This is a genomic window from Sinomonas gamaensis, from assembly GCF_005876955.1.
GTDB classification, from domain to species: domain Bacteria; phylum Actinomycetota; class Actinomycetes; order Actinomycetales; family Micrococcaceae; genus Sinomonas; species Sinomonas gamaensis.
Genome location: NZ_SSCL01000001.1, coordinates 140,857 through 155,770 on the forward strand (window position 1 = coordinate 140,857; position 14,914 = coordinate 155,770).

General features: G+C 68.0%; 14 protein-coding genes. 5 read left to right on the top strand and 9 right to left on the bottom strand.

Going from position 1 to position 14,914, the window contains the following annotated elements; translation table 11 throughout:
* Nucleotides 1-74 precede the first annotated feature (74 nt).
* Nucleotides 75-1,295, top strand: coding sequence for an MFS transporter (locus E5679_RS00670; protein WP_249335864.1), 1,221 nt, complete (start codon nucleotides 75-77; stop codon nucleotides 1,293-1,295).
* A 43-nt stretch (nucleotides 1,296-1,338) separates the two neighbouring features.
* Here E5679_RS00670 and E5679_RS00675 read toward each other — a convergent pair whose 3' ends face one another.
* On the bottom strand, nucleotides 1,339-2,049 hold the full coding sequence (locus E5679_RS00675) for an IclR family transcriptional regulator (protein ID WP_138413181.1): 711 nt from the start codon (nucleotides 2,047-2,049) through the stop codon (nucleotides 1,339-1,341).
* Between the two features lie 161 nt (nucleotides 2,050-2,210).
* Between E5679_RS00675 and E5679_RS00680 the strand changes: the two genes are divergently transcribed.
* The 3 genes from E5679_RS00680 to E5679_RS00690 all read left to right on the top strand — a co-directional run bounded on the left by E5679_RS00680 (nucleotide 2,211) and on the right by E5679_RS00690 (nucleotide 5,703).
* Nucleotides 2,211-2,741 carry a flavin reductase family protein gene (locus tag E5679_RS00680; protein WP_138413182.1) on the top strand — a complete coding sequence of 177 codons (531 nt, stop codon included), beginning with the start codon at nucleotides 2,211-2,213 and terminating at the stop codon, nucleotides 2,739-2,741.
* Between the two features lie 29 nt (nucleotides 2,742-2,770).
* Nucleotides 2,771-4,222, top strand: coding sequence for a 4-hydroxyphenylacetate 3-monooxygenase, oxygenase component (gene hpaB / locus E5679_RS00685; protein WP_138413183.1), 1,452 nt, complete (start codon nucleotides 2,771-2,773; stop codon nucleotides 4,220-4,222).
* A 119-nt stretch (nucleotides 4,223-4,341) separates the two neighbouring features.
* Nucleotides 4,342-5,703: an MFS transporter gene (locus E5679_RS00690; RefSeq protein ID WP_138413184.1), complete on the top strand. Its 1,362-nt coding sequence runs from the start codon at nucleotides 4,342-4,344 to the stop codon at nucleotides 5,701-5,703.
* A gap of 35 nt (nucleotides 5,704-5,738) precedes the next feature.
* Here the strand turns inward: E5679_RS00690 and E5679_RS00695 are convergent, their stop codons facing one another.
* The 7 genes from E5679_RS00695 to E5679_RS00725 all read right to left on the bottom strand — a co-directional run bounded on the left by E5679_RS00695 (nucleotide 5,739) and on the right by E5679_RS00725 (nucleotide 13,295).
* On the bottom strand, nucleotides 5,739-6,434 hold the full coding sequence (locus tag E5679_RS00695; RefSeq protein ID WP_138413185.1) for a GntR family transcriptional regulator: 696 nt from the start codon (nucleotides 6,432-6,434) through the stop codon (nucleotides 5,739-5,741).
* A 121-nt stretch (nucleotides 6,435-6,555) separates the two neighbouring features.
* Nucleotides 6,556-7,929, bottom strand: a complete 1,374-nt coding sequence (locus E5679_RS00700; protein WP_249335865.1) for an MFS transporter — start codon at nucleotides 7,927-7,929, stop codon at nucleotides 6,556-6,558.
* Nucleotides 7,930-8,083: 154 nt separating this feature from the next.
* Nucleotides 8,084-8,851, bottom strand: a complete 768-nt coding sequence (locus tag E5679_RS00705) for an SDR family NAD(P)-dependent oxidoreductase (protein ID WP_138413186.1) — start codon at nucleotides 8,849-8,851, stop codon at nucleotides 8,084-8,086.
* Nucleotides 8,852-8,869: 18 nt separating this feature from the next.
* Entirely contained in the window at nucleotides 8,870-9,841 is a 972-nt protein-coding gene (locus E5679_RS00710) for a 3-hydroxyacyl-CoA dehydrogenase family protein (protein ID WP_138413187.1), read from the bottom strand.
* Between the two features lie 13 nt (nucleotides 9,842-9,854).
* Nucleotides 9,855-10,790 (bottom strand): sugar phosphate isomerase/epimerase family protein, encoded by a 936-nt coding sequence (locus E5679_RS00715; protein ID WP_138413188.1) that lies wholly within the window; start codon nucleotides 10,788-10,790, stop codon nucleotides 9,855-9,857.
* 104 nt (nucleotides 10,791-10,894) lie between these two features.
* Nucleotides 10,895-11,821, bottom strand: coding sequence for an NAD(P)-dependent oxidoreductase (locus tag E5679_RS00720; protein ID WP_138413189.1), 927 nt, complete (start codon nucleotides 11,819-11,821; stop codon nucleotides 10,895-10,897).
* The gene (locus tag E5679_RS00725; RefSeq protein ID WP_138413190.1) at nucleotides 11,814-13,295 is read right to left on the bottom strand and encodes a four-carbon acid sugar kinase family protein; all 1,482 of its coding nucleotides are present in this window, start codon (nucleotides 13,293-13,295) and stop codon (nucleotides 11,814-11,816) included. The genes E5679_RS00720 and E5679_RS00725 overlap by 8 nt, the downstream gene beginning before the upstream one ends.
* A gap of 142 nt (nucleotides 13,296-13,437) precedes the next feature.
* Here E5679_RS00725 and E5679_RS00730 point away from each other — a divergent pair, with 142 nt between their 5' ends.
* A complete protein-coding gene (locus tag E5679_RS00730) occupies nucleotides 13,438-14,148 on the top strand; it encodes a FadR/GntR family transcriptional regulator (protein ID WP_138413191.1) in 711 nt (236 codons plus the stop codon).
* Here E5679_RS00730 and E5679_RS00735 read toward each other — a convergent pair.
* The gene (locus E5679_RS00735; protein WP_249335866.1) at nucleotides 14,123-14,914 is read right to left on the bottom strand and encodes a triose-phosphate isomerase family protein; all 792 of its coding nucleotides are present in this window, start codon (nucleotides 14,912-14,914) and stop codon (nucleotides 14,123-14,125) included. The two genes, E5679_RS00730 and E5679_RS00735, sit on opposite strands and share 26 nt — an antisense overlap.

The following is a 14,914-nucleotide window of genomic DNA, read 5'->3' on the forward strand; positions in this document are numbered from 1 at the left end:
GTCTAGGATGGGGGTGTTTCCGGGTCGGGCGCGACGGGAGGCAGGGACGTCGCGCATGAGGTGAGGTGTACCTCGTGTCGATCCGTGTTTCCGTCCTGTCGCGTTACAAGGTCCTGCCCGATCTGGCGGGTCCCGGCTTTCTTCCCTTGGGCCTCGTCGCGCGTCTGCCCCTCGCGATGCTGACGATCGGGACCCTGACCCTTGTCTCCGTGACGTCCGGTTCCTACGCCCTCGCAGGACTGTCGGCCGGCGCCGTGGGCGTCGGCTCCGCGGTCGGGGCCACGATCCTGGGCGCCCTCGCGGACCGCATCGGCCAGAGGGCGGTCCTTCTGGTGGCGGCCGGCCTCAACTCCGCAGCGGTAATCGCCGTCGTTCTGTGTTCATTACCTCCCTCGGGTGGGACGGGGAGTCCCGCACCTGTGGTGGTCTCGGCGCTCGCCGCCGGGCTCACCACCCCTCAGGTGGGCCCCTTCGCTCGGGCCCGCTGGATCGGCCTGACCGACGGAAGAACTCTCAAGGCGCTCGAGCTAGACGCCGCGCTCTCCTACGAGGGCACCGCCGATGAGGTCACGTTCGTCCTCGGACCGGCGCTCGTGGGCGTCCTGGGCGCGGGGATCGCTCCCTGGGTCCCGCTGGCGGCGGCGGCCCTGCTCACGGCCACGTTCGTGACGTGGTTCGCGCTGCACCCGACGGCGCACGCGGCGCGTCCGCTCGCGCCCCACGACGTCCCCCGCGTCTCAGGGCGGGAGTGGGCCGTGGTGCTCGTCCCTGTCGCGGCCATGATCGCGATGGGCGCCTTCTTCGGAAGCACGCAGGCGGCGCTCACCGCGTTCGCCGGCGAACACGGATCCCCGGACCTCGGCGGGCTCCTCTATGCCGCTGTCGGGCTCACCTCGGCAGTCGCCGCGCTGAGCGTGGCGGCATGGCCGACGGCGTTCGGCCTCGCCCCGCGGTGGGTCGCCTGTGCGGCGGCGATGCTTCTCTTCAGCCTGACGCTGTTCGTGCCCGACAGCATGGACTCAATGACAGCCGCCCTTCTGCTGGTCGGCATCCCCGTGGGCCCCATCATGGTCACCGTCTTCGGCATCGGCGGCCGGGTTGCGCCCGCGGGAAGGACCAGCACGGTGATGACGGGTCTCGCGAGCGGCATCGTCGCGGGCACGGCCCTCGGTTCCGCGCTGGGGGGCCAGCTCGCCTCGCACGGTGGATCCGCCCTCGCCTTCGCCGCGCCCACAGCCGCGGGAGGCGCGCTCCTCGCCTTGGGGCTCGCCGTCGTCGTCATGCGCCGCGGCTGACGCCACGCGCACGGCCTTTCACCGCGCGTACAGCGAAAGGCGATCAGCCGAGCGAATGCGCGATGCGCCGCGCCGCCTCCTGAAGGTGGCGGCCGATGTTCTCCGTGTCCATGTTGCCGCCCAGATGGACGACGGCGATCGCTGACGGCCGCTGCCGCGACGGCACGATCGGCGCGGCGATCGAGAAGACGCCGGGGATCACCTCGTCGTGGCTGATGGCGTACCCGCGCTCGCGGGCCTCGTCGGCTTCGGTGCGGTAAGGGATGTCCGGCATTCGGCGCTCCCATTCAGTCCGCCCGACTGCGGACTGGATGGCGATGCTCGGGGCGCCTGACGCAATGCTGTGACGGGTGCCGGGGCGCTGCGCGATGGCTGTGCCGTTGTGGCGCGGTTCGACAGTGGCGAGGGTGACGCAGTCGGCGTGATCCCACACGACAACGAAGGCGGTCATGCCGAGTTCATCGGCCAGCCCGCCCAGTTCCGGCGAGGCGGCCGTCTGAAGATCGCGGGCCACGCCTCGGGCCAGCACTGCCAGGCCGACTCCGGGTTGGAGCCGCCCGGAGTCATCGCGTTCGATGAGCGAATGGTCCTCGAGTGTGCGGATGATGCGGTACGCGATGGAGCGGTGGACGCCGAGCGATTCTGCCAATTCGGCGATCGTGAGCGGAACCCGGGAGTCGGCCAGGATCTCGAGGGCCCGTACGCCCCGGGATAGGGTCTGTGAATGGGCCGCTGTCTCGCTGGCGTGCGGCATGGGGTGCGCTCCTTTGGCTGGGGACTGCACGACTGACGAGGCCTTGTGCTCCCTCGTGCGGTCCCTTAAAGTGATTGTGTTCGATATCGGCACAAGAAATTCTATTATCGAACAAGATTCATTATTGACCAACCTCGAGGATCGGACAAGAGGCGTTGCCCATGTTCGCCCAGCCAGGAGCGCTTCCCGAGCGGCAGGGCAGGACCGTGCGTTCGAGGTCGCATCACTTCCGGGGGAGCTTGGGCCGCTTTGCGACGGGGGTCGCGATCGTGACGTTCGACGGCGCGACGAAGCGCCACGGCATCACCGTCAACTCGTTCACATCCGTCTCGCTGGATCCGCCACTTGTGCTGGTGAGCATCGCGCGCCACACGCGGGCCCACGACGAACTCGCCGGACGCCCGTTCTCGGTGAACATCCTCGGGGCCGAACAGGAGGCCCTCGCGCGCCACTTCGCGGGCCAGCCAGGCGTTGAACCGGTATGGGTCGAGAGCCCGCTCGCCCCGCGCCTGGCGCGCGTGCTGGCCTATTTCGAATGCAAGCCGTGGGCTGCCTACGACGGCGGCGACCACACCCTGTACTTGGGCGAAGTGGTGGACTTCGGCTACCGCTCGGGAGACGCCCTTGCCTTTGCCAACGGACGTTTCACCACGATTCCCGAAAGCCAGCTCGGCGTCGAAGACCTGCTCTGACCATCCGCTCGAGGACGAAGGGAAACACCATGGGCATCCGAACCGGCCAGCAATTCCTGGAGAAGCTCAACTCGATGCGGCCCCACCTCGTGATCGACGGCGAGGTCGTCTCGGAGAACCTCGCGGAACATCCCGCGTTCAGGGGCCTCGCCCGGACCTACGCACACCTGTTCGATCTGCAGCACGACCCGCAGTACCAGAATGTGCTCACGTACCCGTCGCCGACGACGGGAGACTTGGTCAACGCGTCTTTCCTCGTCCCGAGAACCAAGGAGGATCTCGAGAGGCGACGCCGTGCCATGTCGGTCTGGGCTCAGTACTCGAACGGGTTCCTCGGCCGCACGGGGGACTACATGAATTCCGCGCTCACGGCCCTCGCCTCGGCCAAGAAGTTCTTCGCCGGTGCCGATCCGGTTTTCGGTGAGCGCGTGGAGGCGTACTACGAGATGGCGCGCGAGCAGGATCTCCTGGCAACCCATACGCTCATTCCGCCTCAGGCCAACCGTTCGGTGTCCGGTTCCGAGCAGCTGGGTGGGCAGCTCGCCGCGCGCGTTGTCGAGGAGCGCGACGACGGCGTGGTGATCCGTGGCGCACGGATGCTCGCCACGATCGCGCCCATCGCCGACGAACTCCTGGTCTTCCCTTCGACGCTGCTGCGCGCGACGCCCGAGGACGCCCCGTACTCCTTCGCGTTCGCCATCCAGAACGACGCGCCAGGGCTGCGGTATCTGTGCAGGGCCGGACTGCACCATGGCGGAAGTCACCACGACGAGCCGCTCGCGAGCCGCTTCGAGGAGGTCGACGCCGTCGTGGTCTTCGACGACGTCTTCGTCCCGAACGAGCGCGTCTTCATGCTCGGGCATCCCGAGCTGTGCAACCAGTGGTACTCCGACACTGGCGCGGCAGCCCTCATGACCCATCAGGTCGTGACCCGCACTCTTGCCAAGAGCGAGTTCTTCCTCGGCCTGGCCTCGGAGATTGCCGTGTCCATCGGCATCGACGGGTTCCAGCACATCCAGGAGGACCTTGCCGAGCTGATCAGGAATGTGGAGATCGGCAGGGCCTTCGTGGTCGCCTCCGAGGCGCAGGCCGAGCTGAGCGACGACGGCGTGATGCTGCCGCACTGGCCCACTCTGAACGCTGCCCGCAACTGGTATCCGAAGGCCTCGCAGCGCTACCCGGAGATCATCCGGAAGTTCTGCGCCTCCGGGCTCATGGCGCTCCCGGGCGAAGCCGACCTCGACGTGGCGCGCCAGGACATCGAGATGTACCTGCAGGGCAAGTCCCTCACCGGCCCCGAGCGCCTGCGCCTCTTCAAGCTCGCCCTCGACGCGTCCGTCTCAGGCTTCGCGGGACGCCAGTCGCTGTATGAGTACTTCTTCTTCGGCGACCCGGTCCGGATGGCCGGCGCGCTCGTCAACAGCTACGACCGCGAGCCCCTGCGCGCCCGGGTGAGGGAGCTGCTGCACCGCAACGACTGAGGCGCCCTGTGCTGCGACTCACACATCCTGTATTCTCACCAATAGTGACCGACCAATCGGTCACTATTTCGTGACACCATCCCTTCTGGGCTCGCACCCCTGAGAACGACGGAGTTCGCATGACCCACACCACGAGCGACGCTGCAGCGCGCTCCGGCCAGCTGTCCCGAGAGGAACGCAAGGTCCTCGCAGGCACGCTCGTCGGCACCACCATCGAGTGGTACGACTTCTTCATCTATGCACAGGCGGCGGGCGTCGTCTTGGCGCCCCTGTTCCTCGCTCCTGTCGCGAAGGACAACGCCGGCCTCGCCCAGGTGCTGTCCTTCGCGACGATCGGCATCTCGTTCCTCTTCCGTCCCCTCGGCGCCATCGTCGCGGGACACCTCGGCGATCGACTCGGGCGGAAGAAGATGCTCGTCTTCACGCTCATCCTCATGGGCCTCTCCACCTCCCTCATCGGCGTCCTCCCGACGTACGCCCAGGCGGGCATCGCAGCACCCGTTCTGCTGATCCTCCTGCGGGTGATCCAGGGCTTCTCGGCGGGCGGCGAATGGGGCGGGGCCGCCCTCATGGCGGTCGAGCACGCGCCTCGGGGCCGACGTGGCTACTTCGGCGCCTACCCCCAGATCGGCGTTCCGATCGGAATGATCCTGGCCACGTTCACGCTGTGGCTGCTCACCGCCGTCATGGGCCCGGCGTTCGGGGAGTGGGGATGGCGCCTCCCATTCCTCCTCTCGATCGTGCTCATCGCGGTTGGCTACATGATCCGGCGAGCGGTGGAGGAGAGCCCTGTCTTCACGCAGCTCCTGGAACGGCGCAAGGAATCGTCGGCGCCGCTCGGCCAGCTGTTCCGTTACAACCTCAAAGAGGTCGTCCTCACGGCCGTCATCTTCATCGCGAACAACGCGGCCGGCTACCTGCTCATCGCCTACTTCTCCACCTACGCTGCCAAGTCGCTCAAGATGGATCAGGCCACGGTGCTCCTCGCCACCACGCTCGCGTCCTTCGGCTGGCTCGGCTTCACGCTCTGGGGCGGAGCCCTTTCGGACAGGCTCGGCCGGGTCCGGACGTTCCAGATCGGCTACGCGTTCCTCGCCGTCTGGGCCGTGCCGATGTGGTTCCTCATCGACACCAAGAACATCGTCTGGTACTTCGTGGCGCTCTTCGTGATGACGCTCGGGCTGGGCCTGAGCTACGGCCCGCAGTCAGCTCTCTACGCGGAGATGTTCCCGGCCAAGGTCCGGTACTCGGGCGTCTCCATCGGCTATGCCCTGGGGGCGATCTTGGGCGGGGCGTTCGCGCCGATGATCGCCGAGATGCTCATGAACGAGTTCAAGGCGTCCTGGACGATCGGCGTGTACATCGCCATCGCCGCGGTCGTCTCATTCATCGGGGTGTGCTTGGTGAAGGAGACGAAGGGCGCAGACCTCCACGTCGCGGAGGCCCACGCCGAGTACGCCCGGGAGCAGGGGGCCGGTTAGCCAGTCCCAGTCGGGACTGCCAGGCCTAGTCAGATCTAGGAAGTGGTGGCGGTGCTCGCGTCGCTGATCGCGCGGCTTCTGACGTTCGAGATGTGAGCGAGCATCGCTTCCCGGGCCTTGGCCGGCTCTCCGGCCTCAAACGCTTCGAGGATGCGGCTGTGCTCGGCGATGGCGTTTTCGGCGTCGGTCACGCCGAGATTTCCGAAGAACCGGAAACGCTGCACTTGGCCGCCCAGGGCGTTGTATGCGTTGAGCAGGAACCTGTTGTGGGCGTTCTGGGCAATGATCCGATGGAACCGCTCGTCGGCCTCCCAGTACGCCCCATACTCGGCGAAGGTTGGCCCGGTGGGCGCTCCGCGCAGGTCATCGACGGCCTGTTCCAGTTCGGCCAGAACGGCGGGTGTCACATGGGCGCACGCGCGCTCGGCGATCGGAGGCTCCAGGACGGCGCGGGAATCCATGAGCTCGTCCAACTCTTCGGCGGTGAAGAGCGGAGCGACCCGATACCCCTTGAGTGCCTCGCGGCGCACCAGCCCTGTGGCCTCCAGGCGAGCGAGCGCTTCGCGGATGGGGGTTTGGGAAACCTCGAGTTCCTGCGCCATCCGGTCGATGCCGATCCCGGCCCCGGGCTCGAGCCGACCGTCCATGAGGGACGCGAGCAGCTCCTGGTAGACGTAGTCGGCCAGGAGCTGGCGGTTGGCCGGGCGGCGGCCACCGGAGACGGCGGGCATGCGAATGATCCTATCGTGTCGTGCTGGGGAGAAGCGGGTCAGAAGACGGTGCCGGGCCGTCGATGACGACGGCCCGGCACACGGCTGCTGCAATGGTTGAGCCCTTCGGGCGCAACCGGTCTCAGTGGAGAGGCGTCACCGGCTCATCGAGCATCTCGTCAGACTTCGAGGTGCGGAAGAACTTGGTGAGGTAGATCATCACCGCGGCGAGGAACGCGAACACGCCGAGCGAGACGACGCCCCACGCACCGCTGGCGGTCGGCATCGCATCGTTGAAGGCCGTCCGCATGAGCGGGGCGACGAATCCGCCGAGGTTGCCGAGCGAATTGATGAGGCCGATGCCGGCGGCCGCCGCCGCACCGGTGAGGAACGAGGTCGGGTAGGCCCACGTGATCGGCCCGACCGAGAGGAAGCTCGCGACCGCCAGGGTGATGAACACGATCCCGAGGAGGGGCTGGTTGTTCATGCCGGCCCATGCGGAGCCGATGATGAACAGGCCGGTTCCGATGTAGAACAGCGTGCCCCAGTTGCGCCGGCGGGGGATCGTGTTCGCGGCCCGACCGAAGTAGTAGCAGGCGAACAGGCCCACGAGCCACGGGATCGCCGAGACGAGCCCGACTTCCCAGCCGACCTTCTTGCCCAGAAGCCCCGCGACCTCCTGCGGGAGGTAGAACGTGGTGCCGTAGACAGCGATCTGCAGTGCGAAGTAGATGACCGTGAAGTACCAGACCTTCCAGTTGCCCATGGCACGCCAGATGCCCTTCGGGCCGTCCTCGGTGCGGACCTGGTCCTCGACCGCCATCGCGCTCGAAAGCGCCGCCTTCTCGTCGTCGTTGAGGAACTTCGCCTGGGCGGGGCTGTTGGTGAGGAAGAAGATCGCCGCAATGCCCACGATGACGGCAAGCAGGCCTTCGACGAAGAACATCACCTGCCATCCGCGGGCGAACCCGAGCGCGTCACCGAAGCTGATGAGGCCACCGCTCAGCGGGGCGCCGATCATCTGCGAGAACGGCTGGGCAAGGTAGAAGATCGCGAACATCTGGACGCGGACCTTGTTCGGGAACCACTCGGAGAGGTACATGATCACGCCCGGGAACAGGCCGGCTTCGGTCACACCGAGCAGGAAGCGCAGGACGTTGAACATGACGTCGTTCGTGGTGAACGCGAACGCTGCCGCGACGATGCCCCACGTGATCGAGATGCGGGCGAGCCAGAAGCGCGCGCCGAACTTCTTGAGCAGGAGGTTGCTCGGAACTTCGAACAGGGCATAGCCGATGAAGAAGATGCCGGCGCCGAGGGCGAAGGCAGCGTCTCCCACGCCTCGGTCGGCCTTGAGCGCGGCCTGGGCGAACCCCACGTTCGTGCGGTCCAGGAAGGCCACGAAGTAGAGGATCACGAGCATCGGCATGAGGTGCCGTGCCGCCTTGGAGATGGCGGACTTGAGGGTAGTGCCCTGGATGGACAGGACGCCTGCCCGATCGGGGGAGGTGGACACTTCAGCTCTCCTTTGAGATGAACTACTCAGGATGGGTGGGGATTAGTGTTGGAACAGCGAGACCGCGCCGAAGGCGACGAGCACAATGCCGATCGCCAGGAACGCGAAGCGGGACTTGGTCCAAGTGCCGAAGAGAGTTCGCAATGGTCGGCCCTCAGTGCATGTAGAGGCCGCCGTCGACGTTCAGGGTCTGGCCCGTCACGAAACCGGCGTCTTCGCTGATGAGGTAGGCGATTGCAGCGGCGATGTCGCGCGGAGTGCCAATGCGCGGCAGAACGCCGTCGGCCGCCATCTTGGCCTTGCGCTCCTCGGTGAGGGTGCCGCCCATGATGTCCGTGTCGATCGGACCGGGGGAGATCACGTTGACGGTGACGCCATCCTGGCCGAGTTCGCGGGCCACGCTGCGCGAGAAGCCGATGATGCCGGCCTTGGCCGCGGAGTACGGAGTCTTGCTGTAGGTTCCGCCGCCGCGCTGGGCGGAGACGGAGGCAAGGCTCACCACGCGGCCGACGCCGTGCTTGACCATCGACTCGACGGCGCGACGGGTTGCGTAGTGCACGCCGTTGAGGTTGATGTTCATCACGCGGTTCCACTCCTCGGCCGTGACCTCGAGGTACGGGACCGGCGAGGACACACCAGCGAGGTTCACGAGCGCGACGATCTGGGGAAGCGCACCCTCGAGCTCGTCGAACGCAGCCCGGACCTGGGCCTCATTCGAGACGTCCGCGCCGGCACCTGCGGCCTTGACGCCGTGCTCGAGGGCGATCTCCTCGGCCACCTTCTTGGCGGCGTCGGCGTCCAGATCGATGATGCCCACGTTCCAGCCGCGCTCGGCGAGGTAGTGGGCCGATGCGCGTCCGATGCCGCGAGGCGATGCGGCGCCCGTCAGGACGACGGTGCGGGACGCGGGAAAGTCAGTCATTGGGGTTCTCCTGAAAGGTCAGTTGATCGGTGCCGGACCGAGCTCGTCCATGAGCTTCTTGATGGCCACGTACGCCTTGTTGCGGTACGCCACCAGCTCGGGAATACGGTCGGCGGGGACGTTCAGGTAGCCGGCGCCGGACTTCGTGCCGAACTTGCCGGCGTCGACGAGCTCGCGGAGCGACTCGGGGGTGGCGAAGCGCTCGGGCCAGCGGGTCTGGAGCGACGCGTAGCAGAACGCGTACACGTCGAGCCCGGCCATGTCGGCGATCGCGAACGGGCCGAACGCCGGAAGGCGGAAGCCGAAGGTGGTCCGGACGATCGTGTCGATGTCCTCGGGGGTAGCGATGCCCTCCTCGACGATCTGCGTCGCCTCGTGGAACAGCGCGTACTGGAGGCGGTTGAGCACGAAGCCGGTCGAGTCCTTGACCCGCGCGCTCTCCTTGCCGGTCGAGGCGACGATCTCCTCGACGAACGGCAGGATGCTCTCGTCGGTGCCCTCATGCGGGATGAGCTCGACGCCCGGGATGAATGGCGCCGGGTTCGAGAAGTGCACCCCGAGGAAGCGCTCAGGGCGCTCGACGGCGGTGGCCAGCTCCGCGATGCGGATGGTCGAGGTGTTCGACCCGATGATGGCCTCCGGCCGGGCGGCCGTGCTGATGCGGCGAAGCGTCTCGTGCTTGATCTCGATCTTCTCCGGGACGGCCTCCTCGATGAAGTCGGCGTCCGCGACGGCATCCTCGATGGAGGCCGCAGGAGAGAGGTTCGCCTGGATGCGCTCGACGGCGTCGGCGGGGAAGAGGCCCTGCTCGGCGAAGTCGGCAGCCTCGGCGAGGAGGCGATCGTAGTTCTTCTTGGCGATCTCCTCGGAGATGTCCGCGATCTTCACCGTTGCGCCGGAGAGGGCCAGCGACTGGGCAATGCCGCCTCCCATGTACCCCGAGCCGACGACGGCGATCTTGCGCTGATTTTCCGAAGCGCGCTGAGTCATGAGTCTTTCCTTCTTAGGCCTTGGGCAGGAGCGAACGGATGTACTTCTGGTTCGTGGCGCACACGCCGAGGCTGTCGCCGCCGTACTGCTCGGTGAGGATGATGCCGCTGAAGCCGAGCTTGAGGGCGTCGCGGAACACCTGCCGGTAGTTGATGAGGCCGGTTTCCATGGTCGACGGCACGGACGTCGCCCAGCTGCCGTCGGCCGCCTCGTCGCGGGTGTAGTTCTTGACGTGCCAGTAGTTGGCGTAGGGGAGCGTCTTGGCGTAGAGGTCGCGCCAGTCCTCGACGGGACGGTGGAGACGGATGAGGTTGGCGACGTCCGGGTTGAGGCCGACGTTGTCCAGCCCGACCTCCTCGACGAAGCGCACGGCGCTGTCGGCGGTGCCGAGGTACGTGTCCTCATACAGCTCGAGGGAGACGGGCAGTCCCACCTCAGCCGCGTGCTTGCCGAGCTCGCGGATCCGGCTGACCGCCAGGTTCCACATCTCGGGATCAGCGGGGTCCTTCGGGCCCTCGGCGGTCCAGAACCAGAGCGCCTTCTTCTGGGCCTCGCTGAACGGCTGGTGCAGTCCGGTCGAGAAGACCTTCATGCCCCACTCCGCTGCGGCGTCGATGGTGCGGTGCGCGTACTCGAGGTTGCGCTCGTCGTGGCCCGGCATGATGACGCTCTGCCGCTGGAGGTGCACGGACGGGATGCCCACCCCGTGCGAGGCGGCGATGGCGAGGAACTCGTCGCGGCGAGCCGGCGAGAGGTCGGCCGGGCGGACGTGGCTGTCCGCAAGCTCGGCGAGATTGAACCCGACCTCTTCGATCTGGGCGAACATGTCGTCCCAGACCTCGGGCTCGGCGTCATGCAGGCGCACGCCGTTCTCATCGACGGTGGGGAACGCGTGGAGGCACGTGGCGATAGGCCAGGTTTCGGCGGTGTAAGGAGGATTCTCCGGCATGATGCTCCGTTGCAGGTGGTGTCGATCGTAAGCGATCGTAGATCCTATAGGATATAGCGTCCTCTCATCCGCGTCGTTTGTCAAGGCGGGGGAGGGGGCGCGGCCTACCCTTCGGCCAGCGCGGCCGAGCGCAGCTCGGGTGCGAGGACACGGATCACGGACGAGTCGTCCGCCGCCTCGAGTCCCATGGCCTGGCCGAGGAGGAAGAGCTGCTCTGCGGCGGCCGCGACAGGGGTCGCCAGGGCAACGTCGCGCGCGGCCCGGCCCACGATGCCCATGTCCTTCACGAAGATGTCGAGCCGGCTCAGCACGGGCGCGCCCTCGCCGTCGTACGCCTCGAGCATCCGGCGTCCGCGGTCGCCGAGCATGAATGAGCCTGCCGCGCCCGCGGTGAGCGCGTCGAGAGTCCTCGCACGGTCCAGGCCCATCGCGTCGGCGAGGGCGAGAGCCTCGGCTGCCGCGGCGATGTGGATTCCGCACAGGAGCTGGTTCACGGTCTTGAGGGCTTGGCCGTCGCCGACGCGGTCGCCTACGACGGTAAGCGTCGAGGCGAGCAGGTCGAGGACCGGCCGGGCGCGCTCGATGGCGCTCTCAGGGGCGCCGACGACGACGAGCAGGTCGCCGTTCCCCGCACGCACCGGTCCGCCGGAGAGCGGCGCGTCGACGAGGTCCACTCCCAGCTCGGCGAGCCGCTCCGCCGTCGCCGTGACGGGGCCCGTCCCCACGGTGCTGGTGAGGATGACCACCGCGCCGCGCGCGAGCTCCCGCGCCACGTCTGCCTCGCCGAAGAGCACGTCCTCGAGCTGCGCACCGTTGCGGACCGCCAGCAGCACGGCGTCCGCCCCGCGGGCGGCCTCCTGCGCGGAGCCGAACGTCTCGATCCCCGCGTCGCGGGCGAGCGAGAGGCGGTCCTCAGAGATGTCGAAGCCGTGGACGGTGAGGCGTGAGGCCAGGCGCGTGGCCATCGGCAGGCCCATGGCGCCGAGGCCGAGCACGGCGACGGTGTAGCGGCCCTGAGCGGATTCAGTCATTGATCGCTTCCTTCTGATTGCTGAGCTGGCCAACGCTGAGCTTGCCTACGACGTCGGCGAGCGAGCCGTCGTCCCCGACGTTGCCTGCGAACACGATGTAGGGGATGCCGCGCGCGGGTCCCTCCATGGGCTCCCAGAGCGAGACGATGCCCGGGAGCATGGGCCCACGGACGATCGCGCGGCGGATGCCGAGGCCGTGCGCGGCGACGTCGGACGAAGTGATCCCGCCCTTGGCGACGACGAAGCGTGGGTGCACGGTGGCAACTGTCCTGCGCACGACGTCCACGAGCGCCGCGGAGACCCGCCGAGCGATCGCGAGGCTCGCGGCTGCGTCGTCGGCCGTCACGAGGGTGCGGCTTGTATGCACGACGACGTCGCCCTCGCCGAGTGCCGCGACGACGCGCTCAGCGGTCTCGGCGACGTGGGCGTCGTCGCCGCCGAGGAGGCGTTCGACGTCGAGCTCGACGACGCGCACTGATGGCAGCCGGCGCAGGAGCGCCTCGAGCTGGCGCGTCGTCTGCCCCACGTGGGAGCCGACGACGACGAGGCCGCCACGCTCGGGAGCGTCGCCTCCGAGGGCCTCGTCGGAGCTGAGGGGCGCTCGAACGTCTTGGCCGATCCGCCCGCGCACGAAGGGCGGTCCCACGCGGTAGATGAGGTTCTTGCCGCGTCGTTCGGCCTCGGCAAGTCCGAGCGCGAGGCGCCGCAGGTCGTTCTCGGTCACGATGTCGACGGCGATCGGCGTGCGGTTCGCGGCGGGCTCGAGGGTGTCCGCGATGGCGGCAGCGCTCTCCTCGGGAGTGCCGGTGCGGAGCAGCCCGAGGTCCAGGACGATCACATCTGCCGCGCGATACCGTCCCGCAGACTTCTCCTCGACGTACTCGGCCAGACTCGAGTTCGCGTAACCGAAGGTCGCGTCCCGGGCGAACTCGGTCTCCGCGACCGGAGTGAGCGTGCCGTTGCCGCCGCGCGTGTAGTGGATGGCCCCGATGGTCAGGCGGCCGGCGTCGGGGAACGCGGGGACCATGACGACGCCATCCGTGCTTCGTCCTGCACAAGTCTCGAGGGTCTCGGCGATGGTGTCCGTCTCAAGCGGGAAGTGGCCGCGGAGGGTCGAGTCGCTCCGGCTCGTGAACGCGAGCTCGAGGTCCAGATCCCGCGCCGCCTCAAGGGAGTTGACGACGACCTCGCGATTCCGGGCCGCGGCCTCGGCGGGATCGAGACTGCGGGTATTGGTGAGAACGTAGACGGCCGCGGGCCGCGCCTCGTCGCCGAACACGGCGAAGGCCCAGCGGAAGTCCTCGGGCTGCCACGCGGTGAGGACGGGCAGGTCAGCCACCGACTGCGTTCCGGTGGGGTCGTCGTCGAGCACGACGAGGACGCGCTTGGACGCGGAAACGGCCTCGGCCACCTGCTGGGCGGGAACCGGGGCGTCAGGGGGGAACTTCGACAGCAGCTCGTCTTCGAGGATCACAGGCACCTCATCGTGGGGAATAGCGGAAAAGTTCAAAGAGAAACATAAGATGTCTGACATATCGTGACATGATGGCGGTCACAGTGCAAGGGCCCGGATTGAGGAGCCCTAGACTGTCGGAGAGCAACAGGGACGGAGGACGATGGCTCGAAAGTCGCTCGTCGGCGAGGTGGCCGACGACCTTTTGGATCGGATCGTCGCGGGGGAGTTCCCTCCCGGTTCCCTGGTTCCCGGCGAGCTTGAACTCTCAGCCCAGCACGAGGTCAGCCGCATGACCGTGCGGGAGGCGATGAAGACTCTGGAGGCGCAAAGGATCCTCAGCGTCCAGCGCGGCCGCGGGACGTTCGTCAATCCCGTCCCCCAGTGGAACTCCCTCGACGCCGTCCTGCGGGCGGCGTCGGCCGAAATCGGCCACGACGTCGCCGCCGTGCAGCTCATTGAGCTGCGGCGCATGCTGGAGACGGGGGCCTGCGCCCTCGCGGCCCAGCGGATCACCCCCGAGGCCCTTGAGCGCCTCCGGGATTGCGTCGCCGAGATGCGGGCGACTCACGCGAGCGACAGCCTCGAGGAGTTCGTCGCGGCGGACCTTGCCTTCCACGACGTCATCCTCGAGGCCTCAGGCAACATGTTCCTGACCGCCGTCTTCCAGCCGCTTCACCGGGTCCTCGAGGCCCGGCGTGCCGAGACCTCAGCGGTTCCCGAGATCCAGGAGCACGCCATCGTCATGCACGAGCGCGTGCTGGCAGCCCTCGAGACCCGCGATCCGAGGGCCGCCCGCGACGCGATGGACGAGCACATGACGCAGACCCTCGACGATCTCGTGACGTTCATCCAACACGGGGCGCGAGCCTAGGAACCTCGTCGAGGACCGCGGCCAGGGATTCGGGCCGGTGGGCGAAGCGTCCGAGGAACAGTCCGTCCACGTCCGGCGCGATCTCGGTCAGAAGCCCGGGCTTGGCGCTCCCGCCGTAGATGACGCGGGAGTCGGGGAACTCCCGCAGCGAACGGATGTGATCGCGGAGGGCCGAAGACACCGAGCGAATGTAGTCGGCTTGAGCGGGCGCCTCGGCGCCAATGGCCCACTGCGGTTCGTAGGCCACGATGACGCGGCCCCCGAGCTGCCCGGCCCGCGCAGACGCGAGCGCGTCCTCGACCTGGCGGATGCACTCACGGGCCGCACTGCCGGGATCCCCGCGCTCGGCCTCGCCCACGCACAGGATCGGGGTCAGCCCGTTGCGGAGCGCGGCGGTGGTCTTGGCGCGCACCACGCGGTCGGTCTCGCCGAAGAGCCGGCGCCGTTCCGCGTGACCGACCTCTGCGAGCCTCGCGCCCACCTCGGCAATCTCGGCCCCGCTCACCTCGCCGGTGAACGCCCCGGTGTCCGCTTCCGCGAGATCCTGCGCCCCGACGGCGGCGACATCAGCGAGGATGCCGACCGCCGCGGGGACCGACAGGAATCCGGGGACGACGAAGAGCTCGGCGCGGCCATCCTGTATCGCCGGGTGCGATCGGCCGAGCGCCGCGACGTCCCGGCACCACGCGAGGGTCCGAGCGTGGCCGAAGTACATCTTGAGGCTGACGCCGATGATGTACTCGGCCCGATCGATGCCAGGCGCCAC